The organism is Microcoleus sp. S13C4 (genome assembly GCF_036700865.1).
Lineage (GTDB): Bacteria > Cyanobacteriota > Cyanobacteriia > Cyanobacteriales > Microcoleaceae > Microcoleus.
On record NZ_JAUBPS010000072.1, the window covers coordinates 1 to 18264 of the forward strand.

Sequence of the window (18264 nt, forward strand, 5' to 3'; positions counted from 1 at the left end):
TTAATAATTAAGTGGGGTCGTAAAATCAAAAATAAGGGCAATGCGTGTATCACAGTTTAAATGTGCAACAGCTTAACACTAAAAATGCATGAGCATAAGAAAGAGAACCGTTGAGAACATTTGTAAATTGATTGCTGAAGTTGCTGGCAAAGAAAAATCCTACGAGCAATCCTCCTGCATATCCATATCTCATCCTAACTACTTGACGGCTATAGAGCCATAAAAACCCAAGCTGAAACAGCATAATAGGAATCACATCTAGTAATCTTGCCCATTGTGTCGCCAATGTATGAAATAGCGCACTTCCAATACCTATACTGGTGGCTAAACTAATCAATATCCAAATACCCTTGGGTACTTTTTGCTGTCGCCGAGCCAATTGAAAAATAGCCCATGCTGCAATGAGGAAAGAAATATTAGATACAGCATTTAGTGGTTCACTCCATAAACCAGGCATGGTACGTTCGCAGTAAAGATCGATGTAATCATTCATCTCATGTCACTGTTGGGGGAGTTGAACCCATACTACAGCAAAAGCGTTAAAGTTAACGAAAGAACCTGTCTCAAAGTTAATGAATTCCCCAATTTCTCCCGATCGCCGTTTTGTAAAATATCGCATAGCCCTGCTCATCAGTATAATCGTGATTATCCCTTTAGGTTATGTGGTGAGATTTTCTCGCGGCCCTGCACCCGAATGGTTCAACGACTCTTTTGGGAGCATAGCTTATGAGGTATTTTGGATTTTGCTGGTAGTTCTGATATTGCCGCGATTTTCGCAAATTAGGGCGGCTGTAGCTGTGTGTCTAGCTACCTGCGGAGTAGAGTTTCTCCAACTGTGGACACCTCCGTTTTTACAAGCAATGCGAGCTACTTTACCCGGAAGGCTGATTTTGGGAAATCACTTTAGTTGGTCAGATTTTATCTCTTATTTTGTGGGGAGTTTTTTAGGTTGGTTGTGGGTGCGGTGGCTTCATTTGACTTGGTTCCGCTTGTAACTTGTACTGCATTTAAATTGTATATTTTGATGACCCGAGCGAACATCGTCAAATGCTCTCCCCATCGAACCCTCTTCCCATCTCTCGAACACCATAGACAATGTTGATGCACAAAATCTTATTGATCTGGTTGGGGTTATTTTCACTTTAGCTAAGCGCTCGGATTAACTTAGAATTGAGAATTTTTAGGAGTTGAAGTGGGAGCTATATTTCCGCGATCTCTCCAGAGCAACAACGGAATGCTTAATGTTCCTAAAATCATCACAAGTCCAGTCAGAATCCAAACTAGCACACGATTTGGGCGATAATCACCTCGCTCAATTTGCCAGAAAACTCGATTATAGCGCCACGCTGCTAAGGCAATGACCGCAATTCCCAAAATGACCAGACTCAGCCCTAAAGTTTCTGAGTTGAAGAAGGGAGGGGAGGAAACTTGTTGCTGAGTCACTGTAGCTTGAAATTGACGGAGAAATAAACTAAACCGAGCGATCGCAAACCCAAAACCAATTAAAGCCAGTGAAGTTCGTAACCATGCAAGAAAGGTGCGTTCATTTGCCTGATGTTCGCGCTGTCGGTCTATTTTAGCACCCTTGTTCATCAACCCTACCTTTATAAAATATCTTAAGCTTTCCCTTGTTGATTATTGTTTCACTTGTGATTGCGGAGGGAAGTATTGGTATTGCGATCGTGATTCATCATCACCAAAAAATATAGTATCAGTAAATCGACAAAAAAGCGATCGCCTCCTTCTCTACCCACACAAAAGAAGAGGACACAGCATTGCTGTGTCCCTACAAATACCCCTGTTAAAATCCAGTTTAAAAAGACTTAGCCGCCCCGCCGGACTGAGCCTTTTTCTCCAACCAATCCTTGCCCAATCTGATTGTCACATCTGACTGCAAAGCACCCGTACTCTCAACCAGCACATCCCCAAAACCCAAAAACTGGCGAATTGCTTGAGCACCTTTAACATCGCCGTCTTGAGCCACTAGAGTTGTTACCTCCAGCGGTTCGGGCCAAGCTTTATAAACCTGAACATTCCGATAACCCGCTTGAGTCAAATTATTGACAAAAGCTTCAACAGCAGCTTGATCTCCGGTACTATCTTGAATCGCCACCTTCAGAAAAGTCGCATCAGCATTCTCAATTGTCCAACTATTCTGGCCGAAGTCAAAATGTTCCGCCACCATAGTTTCGATGCCATATTGGTCTGGCAACCAAAAACTCGCCTTATAATCTTTGGCATCGCTGAACTTGCCGGGAACCATCAACATCTGCACGCTATCGCGATCGGTGTGAGTAGCAAAACCAGCTAAAGCGACCAATTCTTCTATACTCAAATTGGTGTCAAGGTGAGACTGAATCACCGACAAAATCTTCGGCAAGCGAGACAGCAAACCTACATTAACTTCCTGTTCCACAAAAGCCCGCATCAACAATTGCTGGCGCTGCACCCGCCCAATATCGCCCAAATCGTCGTGCCGATAAAGCAAGTATTGCACGATTTGTTGGCCGGTGAGTTTCTGCTTGCCAGCCTTTAAATTTATATATAGATGCTGGCTTTCATCGGTATACTTCATGTCTTTAGGGACATTGATAGTAATGCCACCAAGTGCATCGACCAAGCTTTTTATGCCTTGAATATTGACTGTGACATAGCGGTCAATTCCCACGCCACCCAAGAGTCCGCTGACTGCCTTCGCTGACGAAGCTGGGCCCCCGTAGTAATTAGCTTCGTTGATTTTCACCTCGCCCCTACCTTCAACATAGGTGCGGGTATCTCGCGGAATGGAAAGCACGCTTAACTTTTTATTTTGAGGGTCAAATCTAACCAACAGCATGGTATCGGTTAACCCCTTGAAAGAGTTCTGCCACACCTCGTATCCCTGCTCCTTATCGGCATGGCCGTCGATGTCTGAACTCAGAACCTTAAGTCCTAAAACTAAAATATTAACTGGGCGAGTCAGCTCCGGCATCTTCATGTTGAGCTTTGCCATGTCGCCTTGAGAAAATACTGCTGCTTCTTCAGGACTCAACTTTTGTTGCTGAAGCGGCGTTGTGGAAAGGGACACGGCTAGCAACGCTCCGGCTGTGGCTGAGAGCATGGCTACTCCAGCCAAACCAAAACCAAAACCCAGCCAGCGGCCTCGATGGGGCTGGGAAGATTTTTTGGGTGAAGGTTGAGCAGTTGATTGTTGGATAGGGTCTTGATTAGGAATTTTTTGAGCTGGCACTGGCTTCCTCACACACAACAAAAATAAAAAAAGATAATGGCAATATGTAGTATCAAGCTGAAGACGCAATCAATCAATACTGTAGGGGCTTAAAAGAACCCTAAATTATGATAAATGTTTGCCCACCACTTGCTCGGCTACGCGGCTAATTCCGGGCAACCATAGCGGTTGACGCTTCCAGAGGCGAACCATCAGTCCCAGAGCAACGATGAAATAGCTGGTTGTTAGCAGGCTACTCATTAATAACATGGGAAGTGTCGGAGATTCCGCAGAAATCGCTCCAGCTTCTAAAAGAATATGTCCTAAGAGCCAACTAAAAGCAAGGGCAATTGCTAAGCGGCTGACGGCTTTGCGTTCGGGGCTGCCCTGACGGCGGTAAAGAGTCCACAGGGCGGGGAAAAAGCCGATGACTGGGATCATTAATACAAACAGACTTGCACGATCGAGTTCAGGATTTTCTAAGGGATCTGTTTTTTTCATAATTCGCTACTCAAAATTTGCAGAAGGTCAGATTTTGCACACAAGTTATTTGTTAGAGGTAAAATTTATATCCTAAACCAAAATTCCGAGACCAGGGCTGGGGCGATCGCAAAACTTGTCTGTCAGAGGCCAAATTTTTCGGCGCTCCCGATCTGGTGATCAAGCGTGGGCAACTTTTCGGCCCGGAGACCCGTATTTTGATAAACTGGATACAGCACAGGAGACAGGAGAACCCACGAAAGCCATGACCCAATCCCAAAAACCGATTGTTATTGCTCCATCCATATTATCAGCCGATTTTAGCCGTCTCGGAGAAGAGATTCAGGCTGTTGATCGAGCTGGGGCTGACTGGATTCACGTAGATGTGATGGACGGTCGCTTTGTTCCTAATATTACTATCGGGCCGCTGATTGTTGAGGCAATTCGCCCCGTTACTACCAAGGTGATCGATGTCCACTTGATGATTGTGGAGCCGGAGAAGTACGTCGAGGACTTCGCTAAGGCTGGTGCTGACATTATTTCGGTTCACGCCGAGCATAATGCTTCACCTCACTTGCACCGAACCCTCGGCCAAATTCGGGAATTGGGCAAAATGGCTGGTGTGGTTCTGAATCCTTCGACGCCGCTGGAGTTGATCGAGTACGTGCTGGAACTTTGCGATTTGGTGCTGATTATGAGCGTCAATCCCGGCTTCGGTGGTCAAAGTTTTATCCCGGCTGTTTTGCCGAAAATTCGCCAGTTGCGTAAAATGTGCGACGACAAGGGCCTCGATCCTTGGATTGAGGTGGATGGCGGTTTGAAGGGGAACAATACTTGGCAGGTTCTGGAAGCGGGCGCAAATGCGATCGTCGCTGGTTCTGCTGTGTTTAAGGCGAATGATTACGCAGCGGCGATCGAGGGTATCCGCCACAGCAAGCGCCCGACTCCAGAGTTGGCTGCCGTTTAATCAAAGATTTTTCGAGTTTTTCTGGTTTTTCTCGTTCCCAGCCCAAGCAGGCTGGGAACGAATTTTTAGACTCAGTTTCCAAGAGTCATGAATTACTTATTTGGAGACAGAGGCGAGAATGCTTTCCATCTCAGAAAGCTCGATCGCCCCGGAGAAAGTTTGGCCGTTCATAATAAAAAATGGAGTGCCTTCAATGCCCAATTGTTGAGCGAGTTGCACGTCTTTCCCAATGGCGGCTTCAGCAGCGGGGCTGTTGCGATCGGTGTTAAATTTATCTAATTTGAGATTGAGCTTTTGGGCGATCGAGCCGTACAATGGTTCGCCTAACTCTTTCTGCCCTTCAAACAAAGCGCTGTAATATTCCCAGAATTTGCCCTGCTGCCCAGCCGCCCAAGCTGCTTTAGCTGCTGGCAGCGCTTGAGGGTGAATTGAAGTCAAGGGAAAATGCTTGTAAGCTAAAGTAACTTTGTCCTGGTGTTTTGCCATAAACTGCTTGACAGTATCGTAAGCGCGCGCGCAAAACGGACATTGAAAGTCAGAGAATTCTAAAAGTACAATCTGCTGCGAAGCTGAGCCCGTGCTGGGAGAATCCCCGATCGAAGATTTGGGATTAGTTTTCATCTCCTGCAAAAATGACTGCTGCGCTGCTTTGAGAGACTGCTGCTGCTGTTGCTGGTACGCTTGTACCGACTCTAAAATTGCTTGCGGGTTTTCCCGGATAATCTGCAAGACTTGCTCTTTCAACTTGGGATCGACTGAATTGCCAGCCGCTGACTGGGCGGGGGAACAACCGATAAATACCAGGCAACCTGCCAGGAGTGCAGCAAAGCACAAGGCTTGCTGGCTGCGGAGTTTTCGCCAAATAGTGGATAAGTTCATCTTTTTTTCTGATTCACAGCAACACTTAATCCTACATTTAATTTTGCGGAGTGTCAGGTATACCGCTGTTGACTGCTGTCCAGCTATTTTTAGCTTTGAGCAATAATTAGCCATTGGCCATCGGTAATTCGTAGTCGGTAATTTGCAAAGGGTGTTAATCACCCGAACAACTACCAGTCTCATAATTAAGATTTAGATCCTAGGGATTTATTATAATATTATGTCCCTTAGAACGACCGCAATTAAAATAGTTTGTAGTGAAGACTAAAGTCGTCCGAATCTTATGAGGATTTTAGTCCTCACTACAAATGGGATGTGGGTTATTTTACAGGACTAGATATATAGCAAGTCTATTTGAGTCATGAAGGTAGAACAACCTGAAACGCTTGTGATGATTGAATCGATTGTTTACAAATCAAATGGTTTTGCTATAAAATATAAAAGGACGATCGCCCCGGCGATCGTCCTTTTATTTGCTGCACGTATTATCCGCTTTTAGGTTTGTCTGAATCGGAGACTATTTGCGGTTGTTGAGCCATTTAGCCGCAACTATTCCCAAAATACCTGCAACAACTGGATTGCCCAAAAACTTCATCAAACTCGGCTGTTCTGCCAGCACTTCTCGGAAAATATCCGGGTGATTGTGATAGGTAAACGAGGCCAACTTGGTAACATCGTCAGCAGTCATGCGACTGGCGTGATGGGTAGAAAGTCCTAGCTGCTTTTCCAATTGGCGATCGTCCAATCCTCTCTTGCCTAACTGCTTGAAGAATTCCCGCGCTACATCGTCACGTTCGTTTGGCTTAATTTGGGCGATCGCCTTTTGCAATTCCGGTTCCAACTGAGCCGGCGGTAGGGAGTCGTGATTCAGGGAACGCCCGAATAATTGTTTGCGCTGAGCCGGCGAAGTTCTCTGAGCAAAATCGTCAAAATTTTCGTAATCTTCACCAGTTGTCTCCGGCATCATTTCTCGATCGCCCTGCGCTAAATCGTTCATGATTTGACGCTTGTAATTATCGCTGCTACTCATGGTAAATCTTTTCCAATCTAAACAACAGTTCGATCTCTACTTGAGATTTTTTCGCCTTCAAAAAACTGCGGAATATTAAACCGCCACGCGGCTGTTATTTAAGCTTTCTAACCAGGTCAAGACTTGTATTCAATTTGATTTGATTGCTGGTCGTACTTAGCCGTCAAAATCAGTTTTTTGTCAGGAGCGTAAACCAAAACACTTACATCCTGATTTGGGAAATTGCGGTGAAAACCTTGTGCTAAAGATTTGGCCAAATCTTTCACTTCTGTCGGCCGCACTTCCGGGGTAATTACAACTCCCAATTTGTTATTGTCGCGGACGTAAGCATCCTGAACCAAGCCCTTAGCCGTTTTTGTTACCCATTGACCAAAATCTTGACCTGTGGCGGTATTCCCGCGTTCTAGCTGCGCGTAATAACCCTGACTGCCACCAATTGCTACAGGTACATCAGTCGGTTTTTGGGCTGAAACGCTGGGCGCGCAGGCAGTAGTAACTACCAGCATTAATACCAAGACTAGGCCCGCAATTATTTTGCGACTCTGCTGCAATAAACTCACCTTTTTTCCTCCGTTCTGAAAACATTTGGAATACTTGAAAGGGTCAAGGTTGCTCGACCCTCTCAATTAGTATTAGGCTTAGTCTAGTTTCTTTTTGAGCTCATCTTTTACATCTTCGATCGCGTGACCAGCTTCAGCTTTTGCCTGCTTGGCTTTGCCTTCTGCTTTATCCTTCGGGTCGCCAGTAATATTGCCTAGGGCTTCTTGAGCCGCGCCTGCGATGTTGTTGCCAGTTGCCTTTGCTCTATCTTCAGTGCTCATTGGTTTCTCCCTATCTGTATCTAATCAGACATTTTTTACTTAATAAATTCATCATAGGTAACTAGGAGCTGCGTTGCACTCTACCTCTAGGAAGAAAGAATGAAGAACAAATCAAGATGGAATATGAAAAAGTTATTTTTCTGTCTTTGGCGGACTGCCACTTCCATAGTTACGGGTTTTTTTTACCGTTTCTGCGGGCTGGAATGAAGTATTTCGGTGAAAAAACTGGTGGAGGGTCACCCGTGCGTCCAAGAGTATTTTTTGTAAAAAAAATACTTTGAAAGTATAAATTTTTATTTAATTATGCCTTCTGCCTTCTGCCTTCAAAAAGCGAGTGTGGGCAAGACCGCATCTTACCCACACCTAAAAAAAATCGCTATTAGTTTTAATTAACCTTGGGAGGACATTCTTCATCTATTTTGTGCTGAAGTTCTTCTTTCAACTGTTCAACAGCGCGCATAGTTTGAGAATCTTTTTGTTTTTGCTCACCGAGCGCTTTTTCTGTTTCCTCACCCAGCAATATTTCTCTTGATTTTGGTAGCGTTACTTGAGTTTCGCTGCCAGGGTGGGTCGCATTTTCTTCAGTATTCATTAGTTTTTCCCCTATTGTTGGCAAAATTTATTTTTAACAAGGGTACTTAGAAGTTAACCTTAATTTTATTGTAAGGGAAATCACGAACACTGCCCTCTGCCTGAAGAAAGAGGGGCTGGGTAATAGTTAAAAGTACGGAGACTTCCATCTGCCGGAAGGGAGATAGGGGAAGGGGAAGACTGCGTGAGAGCTTGAAATTATTGATGACCTGCAAGGGTAATCCCGTGAATGAGTTGGGGAGAGGAGAGGAGCGGGGAGAGCGGGGGAGAGCGATAATTTTTAGGCGGCGGGCGCACCATAACTACCTTCTCTGGTTTGTTTGATGAGGTTGTTTCGAGATCCGTAAAAGATGAAGAGAGAAATAGGCGACAGATTTAATGCAGACTTAAGTCAGATGTAGAGCAGTTTGACCGTTAGAATCAACAAGGTGCCGCAATTGGCAAGTTGTGTGGCGCTTGGGTTAAATAATCTGCGAAACAAGACTTAGCCTCAAGGCTAACTTCGTGCCCGATCGAACTAAAATTTCTGTTATTAGTAAAAAGTATTTAAAACCGTATGGTAGCAAGGAGCAGTAACCCCCTCGCAGAAGCTGGCAGGACTCGTGAGCCGATCAAAATAGGCGTGTTGCATTCGCTGACGGGCACGATGTCCATCAGCGAAATTTCTGTTAAAGATGCGACGCTATTGGCTGTTGAGGAAATTAATGCGGCGGGAGGGGTACTCGGACGCCCCTTGGAAGCGGTTATAGAAGATGGAGCCAGCGATTTGCAGACTTTTGCTCAAAAAGCTAAGCAATTGCTCCTAGAAGCACAGGTGTCGGTGGTATTTGGCTGTTGGACTTCGGCGAGCCGCAAAGCTGTACAGCAGGCTTTCGACCAGGGCAAAGGGTTGCTGTTCTATCCGGTGCAGTATGAAGGGCTAGAACAGTGTCCGAATATTGTCTACACTGGTGCTGCCCCGAACCAACAGATTGTGCCTGGGGTGAATTACTTGCTGGCACAGGGGAAGCGGAAAATTTTCCTGTTGGGTTCGGACTATCTCTTTCCTCGGACGGCAAATCGGATTGTGAAAGCTCAACTGGCTGCACTAGGGGGAGAGTTGGCGGGGGAAGTATATCTGCCGCTGGGATCGACGGAAGTGGGCGAGGCGATCGCACATATTGTAGCAGTGAAACCGGATGCTATTCTCAACACTCTCAACGGCGATAGCAATGTGGCTTTTTTCCAAAAGCTGCGGGAAGTTGGCTTGAAACCGGAGGATTTGCCGGTGATGTCGGTCAGCGTAGCAGAAGAGGAAGTGCGGGCGATAGGGCCGTCCAATATTGCTGGACATTTGGTGGTTTGGAACTATTTTCAAACGGTGGATACACCGGAAAATCGTAAATTTGTCAAGGCTTATAAAGCCCGATACGGGGAAAATCGAGTCACGGATGACCCGATCGAAGCGGCTTATTTGGGCGTTTACCTGTGGAAGCAAGCAGTAGAAAAAGCTGGTTCGACAGATGTGGTTAAAGTCAGGGCTGCTGCTAAAAATATTGAGTTTGCAGCGCCCTCGGGCAAGGTAAAAATAGATGCCCAAACGCAGCATATCTGGAAAACAGTGCGGATTGGTAAAGTGCGGTCGGACGGTCAAATTGAGGAGATTTGGAATTCCGGCGCACCGGTTCGGCCAGATCCTTTTCTCAAAACCTATCCTTGGGCGGCGGCACTTGCTACGAGGGGGATTTCTCTGGGAACTCGGGCTTCTTTGATCGCGCTGTTTGTCATCTTGGTACTGATAACTTGGATGGCGGTGGGAGTCGGGTGGATGGGTTCTGTGGAGATGAAGAACTATTTGCTGACAATAGACGCTGCCTCAGCTCCGGTGGCGGGGGTTCCAGAGGCAGCAATGGCGGTACTGGTGCAGCAAACTCTGGCTTTGGTGAGCCGCACTCAGCACTGGCTGCTCGGGGCTTTGGTTTTGAGTTCGATCGCGGGGATAGTGGCTTTTGTGTCGGTGTCGGCAATTATTCGGAATCTCGGCTTGCTGCGGGAAACTGCCGAACAGATGGCGAGCGGTGATTTGACGGCTCGCTCGCCTGTGGTTTCTAATGACGCGATCGGGGTGCTATCTTCTACTCTCAATACAATGGCTCAGCAAATTAGCAGTTTGCTCAACGGTTTGGAAGTGCGGCAGCGGCAGCTAGAGGAACGATCGGAGGAATTGGAAGTGGCTAAGAATGCTGCGGAAGCTGCCAACCGGGCCAAAAGCACTTTTTTGGCAAATATGACTCACGAGTTGCGGACGCCCTTGAATGCGATTATCGGCTACAGCGAACTGCTGCAAGAAGAGGCTCTGGAACTCGGCGAAGAAGAGTTTGTGATGGATTTGGCAAGCATTAATATGGCAGGCAAGCAGTTGCTCACCATTATTAGTGACATCCTGGATATTTCTAAAATTGAAGCAGGAAAGATGACTCTTTTCTTGGAGACTTTTGATGTGTTGAATTTGCTCGAGCAGGTTGTCACTACTGTTCAACCCCAGCTAGGGAAAAATGGCAATACTTTGATTGTCAATTGCGATCGCAATATTGGCACGATATACTCTGATGTGTCAAAGCTGCGGCAAGCGCTGTTGAATTTGGTGACCAATGCTGCTAAGTTTACCGATCGAGGCAAAATTACGATTAATGTTTGGAAAGAAGAAGGGGAGGTTTTGCCGAGCGGCAATTCCGAAGAACTCTCGGCAGATCCTTCTCGGTGTCAACAGCCTTCCATCGTCTTTCAAGTAACCGATACCGGCATCGGCATGACTGACGATCAGGTGTCGAGGCTGTTCGGAGCTTTCACTCAAGCGGACGATTCTACTACCCGCAAATACGGCGGCACCGGTTTGGGGCTGACAATTAGCCGGAGATTTTGCCAGATGATGGGCGGAGACATTACCGTTGAGAGCGAATTTAATTGCGGTTCTAGTTTTACGATCCGGTTGCCGATTGCGATTACAAGCCCGAAAGAAGCGCAGGACGATCTAGAAATCCCAGAAATTGAGGCCGAGCCTTCCCAGGATTTAGACACGAGTGCAGAAGCGACAGAAGCGAAGCAAAAAGCAGTGCGATCGCAACCGCTGGATCTGCCGGATGCTGCTACTGTGCTGGTGATTGACGACGATCCGGACGCGCGGGATTTGATGACTCGCTGCTTGTCGAAACAGGGATTTCGGGTGCGATCGTCGGCTAGCGGTCAAGGGGGGCTTCTCTTGGCTAAGGAGTTGCTGCCGGACGCGATTATTCTGGACGTGATGATGCCAAGTATGGACGGCTGGGCGGTGCTGTCGGCATTGAAAGCCGATCAGGATTTGGTTGATATTCCAGTGATTATGATAACTTTTTTGGACGACCAAAATCAGGGTTTGGAATTGGGAGCGGCGGAGTATGTGAGGAAGCCTGTGGATTACAAGCGCTTTGCTGCTTTATTGAGCAAATATCAGGGTATCGACAAGTAGTTAGTTGACTGTTGGCAGTGGTTATTAGTTATTAGTTATTGGTAGCAGATGACAACTAACAACTAACAACTAACAACTGACTAATTAATCTAAGAAGCCCATTAATGTCGAGCTATCGTCAATTTCGTTTGAGGCAATGGGGCGGTTTCCTCCCATTGTGGAGTAAACTTCATCAATGTGCAGAGTGCTGATGCCAATAGGGCGGGCACCGGACATACTGAACATTTCGCTGACTTGCATGGCGCTGGAACCGATCGGGCGTCTCCCCACTGTCCCCACCACTTCCAAGTCGCTGGATTCGACCGGGCGATTGCCTACAATGCCGTAGGTTTCGCTGATGTGCAGGGTGCTAGTGCCGATTGGGCGATTCCCCGACATCGAGACGGTCTCGCTGATGGTAAAATCGTCTGGCCCGACGGGGCGATTGTCATGCAGGTGTTGCGGCCGATAAAGTTGGATTCCTGTTGCTTTGGCATCCGTGGGTTCTGTCGGTTGGCTTTTGGAACTGCCTTTGCCGCGGCGGGCGATCGCTTTGCTTTTGCTTGTACCTGTACTGCTCGTATCCATAATTCTTTTCCTCGCTTATTTTTGGGCGTTGATTCCTGGGTGCGGACAACTGCTTTTGTGGGCTTTCTGCTTTCTATTTCGGCCGATGATTAAAATAATATTACAAAGTCTAACTATTTTTTTAACGAAATGGCAGAATCTCTGCATTTTTGTTAAGATTTATGGGTAATAGCTACATTTTCCTATGGTAACTGCGGCAGCATCTTTTCAATTGCAAGCGCCCTTCCAGCCCACAGGCGACCAACCGCTAGCGATTAAGCAACTCGTCAAAGGCATCGAAGCGGGCGATCGATTTCAAACCTTACTCGGTGCCACAGGTACGGGCAAAACCTTCTCCATTGCCTCGGTGATTGAAAAAGTCGGCAGACCCACCTTAGTCCTAGCACACAACAAAACCCTAGCAGCTCAACTGTGCAACGAACTGCGAAATTTTTTCCCCAACAATGCAGTCGAATACTTTGTCAGTTATTACGACTACTACCAACCTGAAGCATACATCGCCGTCACCGATACTTTCATTGAGAAAACGGCAGCAATTAACGACGAGATCGATATGCTGCGGCACTCAGCCACGCGATCGCTCTTTGAACGCCGCGACGTAATTGTAGTTGCTTCAATTAGCTGCATCTACGGTTTGGGAATGCCCGCAGAATACCTGAAAGCTGCTATTCCTTTGCGAGTAGGAATGGAAGTCAACCAGCGGCAAGTTTTGCGAGATTTAGTTAACGTCCAATACAGCCGCAACGATATAGATTTAGGCAGAGGCAAATTTCGCGTCAAAGGCGATGTTTTGGAAATTGGCCCCGCTTACGAAGATAGAATTATTCGCGTTGAATTCTTCGGCGACGAAATCGATGCCATTCGCTACGTTGACCCCGTAACAGGTAAAATCCTGCAAAGTTCAACGGCTTTAAATATCTATCCAGCGCGCCACTTTGTCACGGCAGAAGATAAATTAGAGGCGGCTTGTCAAGGAATAGAACTCGAATTAGAAGACCGACTGGCAGAATTTGAAAAACAGGGGAAACTATTAGAAGCTCAGCGGTTGGAACAGCGCACCCGCTACGATTTAGAAATGCTGCGCGAGGTAGGTTACTGCAACGGAGTCGAGAATTATTCGCGGCATTTAGCAGGGAGAAATGCCGGGGAACCGCCCGAATGTTTGATTGATTATTTTCCGAAAGATTGGATGTTGGTGATTGATGAATCTCACGTCACAGTGCCGCAAATTCGGGGGATGTACAACGGCGACCAAGCGCGCAAGAAAGTATTGATCGAACACGGTTTTCGTTTGCCCAGCGCGGCAGATAACCGCCCTTTAAAAGCTGAGGAATTTTGGGCAAAAGAAAATCAGTGCATCTTTGTTTCTGCTACGCCTGGGGATTGGGAAATGGAAATATCGGAAGGCAGAGTTGCAGAGCAAGTAATTCGCCCTACAGGAGTAATAGATCCGACAATTTTCGTGCGCCCGACGGAAGGACAAATTGATGATTTGTTGGGGGAAATCAAGGAGAGAGTAAGTCGGGACGAGCGAGTTTTGGTGACGACTTTAACCAAGCGGATGGCGGAAGATTTAACGGAATATTTGCAGGAGAGGGCTATTAAAGTCCGGTATTTGCACTCGGAAATTCAGTCGATTCAACGCATCGAAATTATCCAAGATTTGCAGGATGGTAAGTTTGATGTATTGATTGGTGTTAACTTGCTGCGGGAAGGTTTGGATTTGCCGGAAGTTTCGCTGGTGGTAATTTTGGATGCGGATAAAGAGGGGTTTTTGCGATCGGGACGTTCGTTGATTCAAACGATTGGAAGGGCGGCGCGGCACGTTCAGGGACAGGCTATTCTGTACGCGGATAATTTGACGGATAGTATGGTTAAGGCGATCGACGAAACGGATCGACGCCGGGGGATTCAGCTAGCGTACAATAAGATGCACGGGATTACGCCGCAGCCGATCGCGAAAAAGCGATCGAGTAATGCGATTTTGGCATTTTTGGATGTGTCGCGCAAGCTGAATTCTCAGCAGTTGGAGGAGGTTTACGAACAGGTAAACGAGTTATCTTTGGATGAGATTCCTCAGTTAATCGGGCGGTTGGAAGCGCAGATGAAGGCGGCGGCTAAGAAGTTGGAGTTTGAGGAGGCGGGTAAATTGCGCGATCGTATTAAGCATTTGCGGGATAAGCTATTGGGGCATTAAGCTTGTTGTCAGGGAATTGAGGGGAGTTTTTAACCGCAGATGCACGCAGATAAACGCTGATGAATTGCAGAAGTCTGGGACTTTGCAGAGTTTTTGCAGGAAAAACAGCAAAAAGTGCGATCGTATTAAGCATTTAGGTGAAGTGCGATCGCCCTTTACCATTGTCCTATTTTCTGGATGGGAAGGGCGATCGCACTTTCTATCAGATTCTTAGTCGATATGCTGCATATTCGCGATCGTGACAATCTGCATTTGATGAACCATCGTTATCCCAGGCATTAGGCTGCCAATCACGTTCGCGCCTCAAGTCATCTATTTCTTTTTGCTGTTCAAGGACTTTTTGCTCAAAGGATTGGATAGTTTTATCCTTAGCTTTGATAGTTTCATCCTTTGCTTCGTTTTGCTCAAGCAGACTGCGGTTCCACTCCGCCAAAGCGCAGTACGACTCCGCTAAAGCGCGGTTCGACTCTGCCAAAACACAGAGGGTTTTCTTAGTCTGCCGAAGGTTGGTGTACAACAACTCGCATTGTGGAGTATAATTGTGGGGCATATATTTCAAAAGTTAGATGAACTTGTGGTGGTCTGAAGTTGAGATGTCAAACCACCGGGAGTTTGCTAGCTAAAGCAAGGCCTCTGTCTGAATCGTTACTTCAGGCGGGCCTTTTCCGTATCAGATATGATTTGCTATTGCAAAAACTACAATACATTAAAGTGTGGTCTTTCTTACACTTGGGAATGTGAGGAAGTTTTGTTTGAGCTTGTATTTTAAGAATTTAACATTCGCAAGGTTAGTTGTCAAGCAATAAATAAGACCGTTTGTTTTCTTTATTACGGAGATTTAAACATCCGATTGCCGACATTCGATGCGGCTTTAATCTAATACGCTTGAATAACCGCATATACGGGGCTATGGGTAAAGTGGATGCCAACTCAACCTCAATTTGCCGACATCCGATGCCGCTTTAATCTAATAGGCTTGAATAGCGCAGTCTACCGGGCTATCGGTAAAATGGATGCCACAATTAACCTAAATCTTTATTAAGAATTGAAACCTGAGTGAATTGATTGCGGGCAGATATGGCAAGGGTTTCAGAAATATAAAAAAAAGGTCGATCGCCCAAAACACCACCAAAAAAACTACTTGCTCAATACCACAACATCGGTACTGCTAGCAAAAGCCGGACGAATAAATTCCTCCTTCTCTTCAAGCGTGATGTAACCCTTATCTACAGCTAGCTGCATCATTTCCTGAAGAAAACGTCTCAGCACATCTAATACTTGAGTGCGATCGCATTCAAAAACCTTTTCCCAACCAGAAGTTGCAAACTTCCTCAACTAAAACTTACGCAGGGGAACTCAGAAACGGGGTTTTTTGCGATAAAACTTCGTTACAGCCGGCAGATTCACTAAAAAACCCGGTTTCTTTGGCGGAGTGCCTAAGTTCTGTCTATGTAATTTTCGCATATTAAAGTAGTAAGTTGGGTTTTGTTACCTCAACCCAACCTACTAATAAACTTACGGTGTCGGATTAGGATATTTAGCGTGTACCGCATCGATTTCCGCTATAATCTCCCGATCCAACTTCACCTCCAAACTACCGATATTTTCCTCCAACTGTTCGAGACTTGTTGCACCGATAATTGTGCTAGTTACAAACCAGCGCGATCGCACATACGCCAAAGCCATCTGCGCTGGACTTATCCCATGTTTCCCCGCAATCTCAACATACGCTTTCACGGCATCATTCAGATTAGTTTTATCGTAACGCTGACCAAATCCCGCAAATAAAGCCAACCGCGAATTTTCGGGGATTCCCTTCAAGTATTTACCCGTTAACAGCCCAAATGCCAAAGGACTATAAGCCATCAATCCGACATTCTTAAAACGGCAAGTTTCTGCTAAATTTAGGTGAAATGTCCGATTGCTCAAACTGAAAGCATTCTGAATCGAAACAACTTTCGGCAAACCGTGTTTTTCCGCCAACGTGCAAAACTCGCAAACTCCCCAAGGTGTCTCGTTACTCAAACCCAAATAGCGGATTTTCCCAGCTTTAATCAAGTCAGCAAATACCTCTAACTGTTCCAAAATCGGGACTGTTTCGTGTTCTTGCGAGATGTCGTAATCCGGGGCACCAAATAGCGGGACGTAGCGATCGGGCCAGTGGATCTGATACAGGTCGATGTAGTCAGTTTGCAAGCGCTTCAGGCTGTCATTCAGGGCTTTTTCGACATTTGGGCGATCGATCTGATTTTTCCCTTCCCGAATCCACTTTAAGCGAGTGCTTCTGCCCGCTACTTTAGTCGCTATAATGACTTTATCCCGCTGCTGTTTCACCAACCATTCCCCGATATGTTCCTCTGTTTTGCCCTGAGTTTCCGGCTTTCCAGGGACGGGATACATTTCTGCCGTATCGATAAAGTTGATGCCTCTCTCAATTGCCAAATCGAGCTGTTCGGCCGCTTCCTCAACGGTGTTCTGCTGGCCGTAAGTCATCGTACCCAAACAAATTTTAGATACTGATAAGTCGCTGTCGCCGAGTTTTTTGTATTCCATGATTGCGATTACTTGCTGCAAAATTATCTGCTTCTATATTACAGAAAAAGTTTCATTTAGTTGCTCACTCACAAAAAACGACATGAGGCGCAGCTCTTCTGTAAAAAAGATCCATTTTCTCTATGCTACTCTGCGCCCTCGGCGGTTAAAATTTTTGAAAAGCTATTTGCACTTAAATGTTAATATAAATAATTACGTCCTGATAGTTTATGAGTAACCGCCAGCCCAAAGTTCCGTTTGTAAATCTCTCCTTGCAACACCAACCAATCCAATCCCAAATAGCAGAAGCAATTAGAAAAATTATCCAGGAAGGAGACTTTATTTTAGGCCAAGCAGTCGCGGAATTTGAAACAGCATTTGCAGCAGCTTCTGAAGTAAAATACGGCGTAGGAGTGGCTTGCGGAACAGATGCGATCGCACTGGGGCTCCAAGCTTGCGGCATTAATCCGGGCGACGAAATTATCATACCCGCTAACACTTTTATCGCCACCGCGATCGCCGTCCTCCAAGCCAAAGCTATACCTATTCTTGTAGATTGTGACCCGGAAACCGCCCTGATTGACCTCACAGCAGCCGAAACAGCAGTTACCTCGAAAACTACAGCAATTATCCCCGTACACCTTTACGGTCAAATGGTATCGCCTCGGCAGCTTTTAGATTTTGCGAACCGCCACGATTTAATCATATTTGAAGATGCCGCCCAAGCGCACTTAGCCGAGAGAGAAGGATACCGCGCGGGTTCCATTGGTAAAGCAGCAGCATTCAGCTTTTATCCCAGCAAAAATCTCGGTTCTTTTGGCGACGGCGGGATGTTAATTACTAATGATGCACAACTCGCAGAAAAAATGCGAACTCTCCGCAATTACGGAGCACCAAGCAAATATTTACACACAGAAATTGGTACCAACAGCCGCCTCGACAATTTGCAAGCCGCCGTGCTCAATGTTAAATTGCCTTACTTAGAAAAATGGAATCGCGATCGCACCGCCGCTGCTCAACACTACAATACTCTACTAGCACCATTGAAACACAAAGGCATTGTACCGATCGCCAACCACAGCAGCAGCGGTCACATTTATCACCTCTATGTTATCAAAATTACTGAGGAAAGCTCGATCGACCGCAACATTCTTCAGGAAAAACTCGCCCAACAGGGCATTCAAACAGGTATACACTATCCCGTACCTTGTCACCTGCAACCCGCCTACCAAAACTTAGGGAATCGGGGCGACTTCCCCCACGCAGAAACCCTGTGCCAACAAATTTTATCATTGCCAATGTATCCCGGATTGAGCAATACTCAGATCGAGCAAGTTGTTCGGGCGATCGAACTATAGCAATCCTAAATCATTTTTGAATTTCTTACTCCCTCCCCTTAGTAAGGGGAGGGTTGGGGTGGGGTAAAAAATTTACGACTCCTGCAAGGATTGCTATATCATTGAATTGCTAATTTTTTATAAAACTTATGCTGGAGGTGTTTCAAGTAG

Annotated in this window: 18 protein-coding genes; 5 read left to right on the forward strand and 13 right to left on the reverse strand. The window is 46.2% G+C overall.

Going from position 1 to position 18264, the window contains the following annotated elements:
• Positions 1 to 49: 49 nt before the first annotated feature.
• Positions 50 to 493 (reverse strand): ceramidase domain-containing protein, encoded by a 444-nt coding sequence (locus QT996_RS23390; protein ID WP_333049395.1) that lies wholly within the window; start codon positions 491 to 493, stop codon positions 50 to 52.
• Between the two features lie 79 nt (positions 494 to 572).
• Between QT996_RS23390 and QT996_RS23395 the strand changes: the two genes are divergently transcribed.
• Complete coding sequence (locus QT996_RS23395; protein WP_333049397.1) at positions 573 to 995, forward strand: DUF2809 domain-containing protein; 423 nt, start codon at positions 573 to 575, stop codon at positions 993 to 995.
• 169 nt (positions 996 to 1164) lie between these two features.
• Here QT996_RS23395 and QT996_RS23400 read toward each other — a convergent pair whose 3' ends face one another.
• The 3 genes from QT996_RS23400 to QT996_RS23410 form a co-directional block, all read right to left on the reverse strand.
• Positions 1165 to 1593 carry a DUF202 domain-containing protein gene (locus QT996_RS23400; RefSeq protein ID WP_333049401.1) on the reverse strand — a complete coding sequence of 143 codons (429 nt, stop codon included), beginning with the start codon at positions 1591 to 1593 and terminating at the stop codon, positions 1165 to 1167.
• A gap of 220 nt (positions 1594 to 1813) precedes the next feature.
• Entirely contained in the window at positions 1814 to 3229 is a 1416-nt protein-coding gene (locus QT996_RS23405) for an LCP family protein (protein WP_333049402.1), read from the reverse strand.
• Between the two features lie 105 nt (positions 3230 to 3334).
• Positions 3335 to 3709: a hypothetical protein gene (locus tag QT996_RS23410; RefSeq protein WP_015179569.1), complete on the reverse strand. Its 375-nt coding sequence runs from the start codon at positions 3707 to 3709 to the stop codon at positions 3335 to 3337.
• Between the two features lie 244 nt (positions 3710 to 3953).
• On the opposite strand from QT996_RS23410, the gene rpe reads away from it, so the two are divergent.
• Positions 3954 to 4655, forward strand: a complete 702-nt coding sequence (gene rpe, locus QT996_RS23415) for a ribulose-phosphate 3-epimerase (RefSeq protein WP_006632078.1) — start codon at positions 3954 to 3956, stop codon at positions 4653 to 4655.
• Positions 4656 to 4751: 96 nt separating this feature from the next.
• Here rpe and QT996_RS23420 read toward each other — a convergent pair whose 3' ends face one another.
• The 5 genes from QT996_RS23420 to QT996_RS23440 form a co-directional block, all read right to left on the reverse strand.
• Positions 4752 to 5534, reverse strand: a complete 783-nt coding sequence (locus QT996_RS23420; protein WP_333049406.1) for a thioredoxin domain-containing protein — start codon at positions 5532 to 5534, stop codon at positions 4752 to 4754.
• Positions 5535 to 6051: 517 nt separating this feature from the next.
• Positions 6052 to 6564 carry a hypothetical protein gene (locus QT996_RS23425; RefSeq protein ID WP_333049408.1) on the reverse strand — a complete coding sequence of 171 codons (513 nt, stop codon included), beginning with the start codon at positions 6562 to 6564 and terminating at the stop codon, positions 6052 to 6054.
• A gap of 116 nt (positions 6565 to 6680) precedes the next feature.
• Positions 6681 to 7124 carry a hypothetical protein gene (locus QT996_RS23430; protein ID WP_333049411.1) on the reverse strand — a complete coding sequence of 148 codons (444 nt, stop codon included), beginning with the start codon at positions 7122 to 7124 and terminating at the stop codon, positions 6681 to 6683.
• Between the two features lie 78 nt (positions 7125 to 7202).
• The gene (locus QT996_RS23435; protein ID WP_333049413.1) at positions 7203 to 7385 is read right to left on the reverse strand and encodes a CsbD family protein; all 183 of its coding nucleotides are present in this window, start codon (positions 7383 to 7385) and stop codon (positions 7203 to 7205) included.
• A gap of 385 nt (positions 7386 to 7770) precedes the next feature.
• Positions 7771 to 7977, reverse strand: coding sequence for a hypothetical protein (locus tag QT996_RS23440; protein ID WP_333049415.1), 207 nt, complete (start codon positions 7975 to 7977; stop codon positions 7771 to 7773).
• A 555-nt stretch (positions 7978 to 8532) separates the two neighbouring features.
• Between QT996_RS23440 and urtA the strand changes: the two genes are divergently transcribed.
• The gene (gene urtA, locus QT996_RS23445) at positions 8533 to 11460 is read left to right on the forward strand and encodes an urea ABC transporter substrate-binding protein (RefSeq protein WP_333049416.1); all 2928 of its coding nucleotides are present in this window, start codon (positions 8533 to 8535) and stop codon (positions 11458 to 11460) included.
• Positions 11461 to 11544: 84 nt separating this feature from the next.
• Here the strand turns inward: urtA and QT996_RS23450 are convergent, their stop codons facing one another.
• On the reverse strand, positions 11545 to 12027 hold the full coding sequence (locus QT996_RS23450; protein WP_333049418.1) for a hypothetical protein: 483 nt from the start codon (positions 12025 to 12027) through the stop codon (positions 11545 to 11547).
• Positions 12028 to 12211: 184 nt separating this feature from the next.
• On the opposite strand from QT996_RS23450, the gene uvrB reads away from it, so the two are divergent.
• Positions 12212 to 14224 (forward strand): excinuclease ABC subunit UvrB, encoded by a 2013-nt coding sequence (gene uvrB / locus QT996_RS23455; protein ID WP_333049420.1) that lies wholly within the window; start codon positions 12212 to 12214, stop codon positions 14222 to 14224.
• Positions 14225 to 14426: 202 nt separating this feature from the next.
• Here uvrB and QT996_RS23460 read toward each other — a convergent pair whose 3' ends face one another.
• The 3 genes from QT996_RS23460 to QT996_RS23470 form a co-directional block, all read right to left on the reverse strand.
• A complete protein-coding gene (locus QT996_RS23460) occupies positions 14427 to 14774 on the reverse strand; it encodes a hypothetical protein (protein ID WP_333049421.1) in 348 nt (115 codons plus the stop codon).
• Between the two features lie 587 nt (positions 14775 to 15361).
• Complete coding sequence (locus QT996_RS23465; protein ID WP_333049423.1) at positions 15362 to 15559, reverse strand: hypothetical protein; 198 nt, start codon at positions 15557 to 15559, stop codon at positions 15362 to 15364.
• Positions 15560 to 15739: 180 nt separating this feature from the next.
• Complete coding sequence (locus tag QT996_RS23470; protein ID WP_333049425.1) at positions 15740 to 16777, reverse strand: NADP(H)-dependent aldo-keto reductase; 1038 nt, start codon at positions 16775 to 16777, stop codon at positions 15740 to 15742.
• 209 nt (positions 16778 to 16986) lie between these two features.
• Here QT996_RS23470 and QT996_RS23475 point away from each other — a divergent pair, with 209 nt between their 5' ends.
• Positions 16987 to 18114, forward strand: a complete 1128-nt coding sequence (locus QT996_RS23475) for a DegT/DnrJ/EryC1/StrS family aminotransferase (RefSeq protein WP_333049426.1) — start codon at positions 16987 to 16989, stop codon at positions 18112 to 18114.
• Positions 18115 to 18264 lie beyond the last annotated feature (150 nt).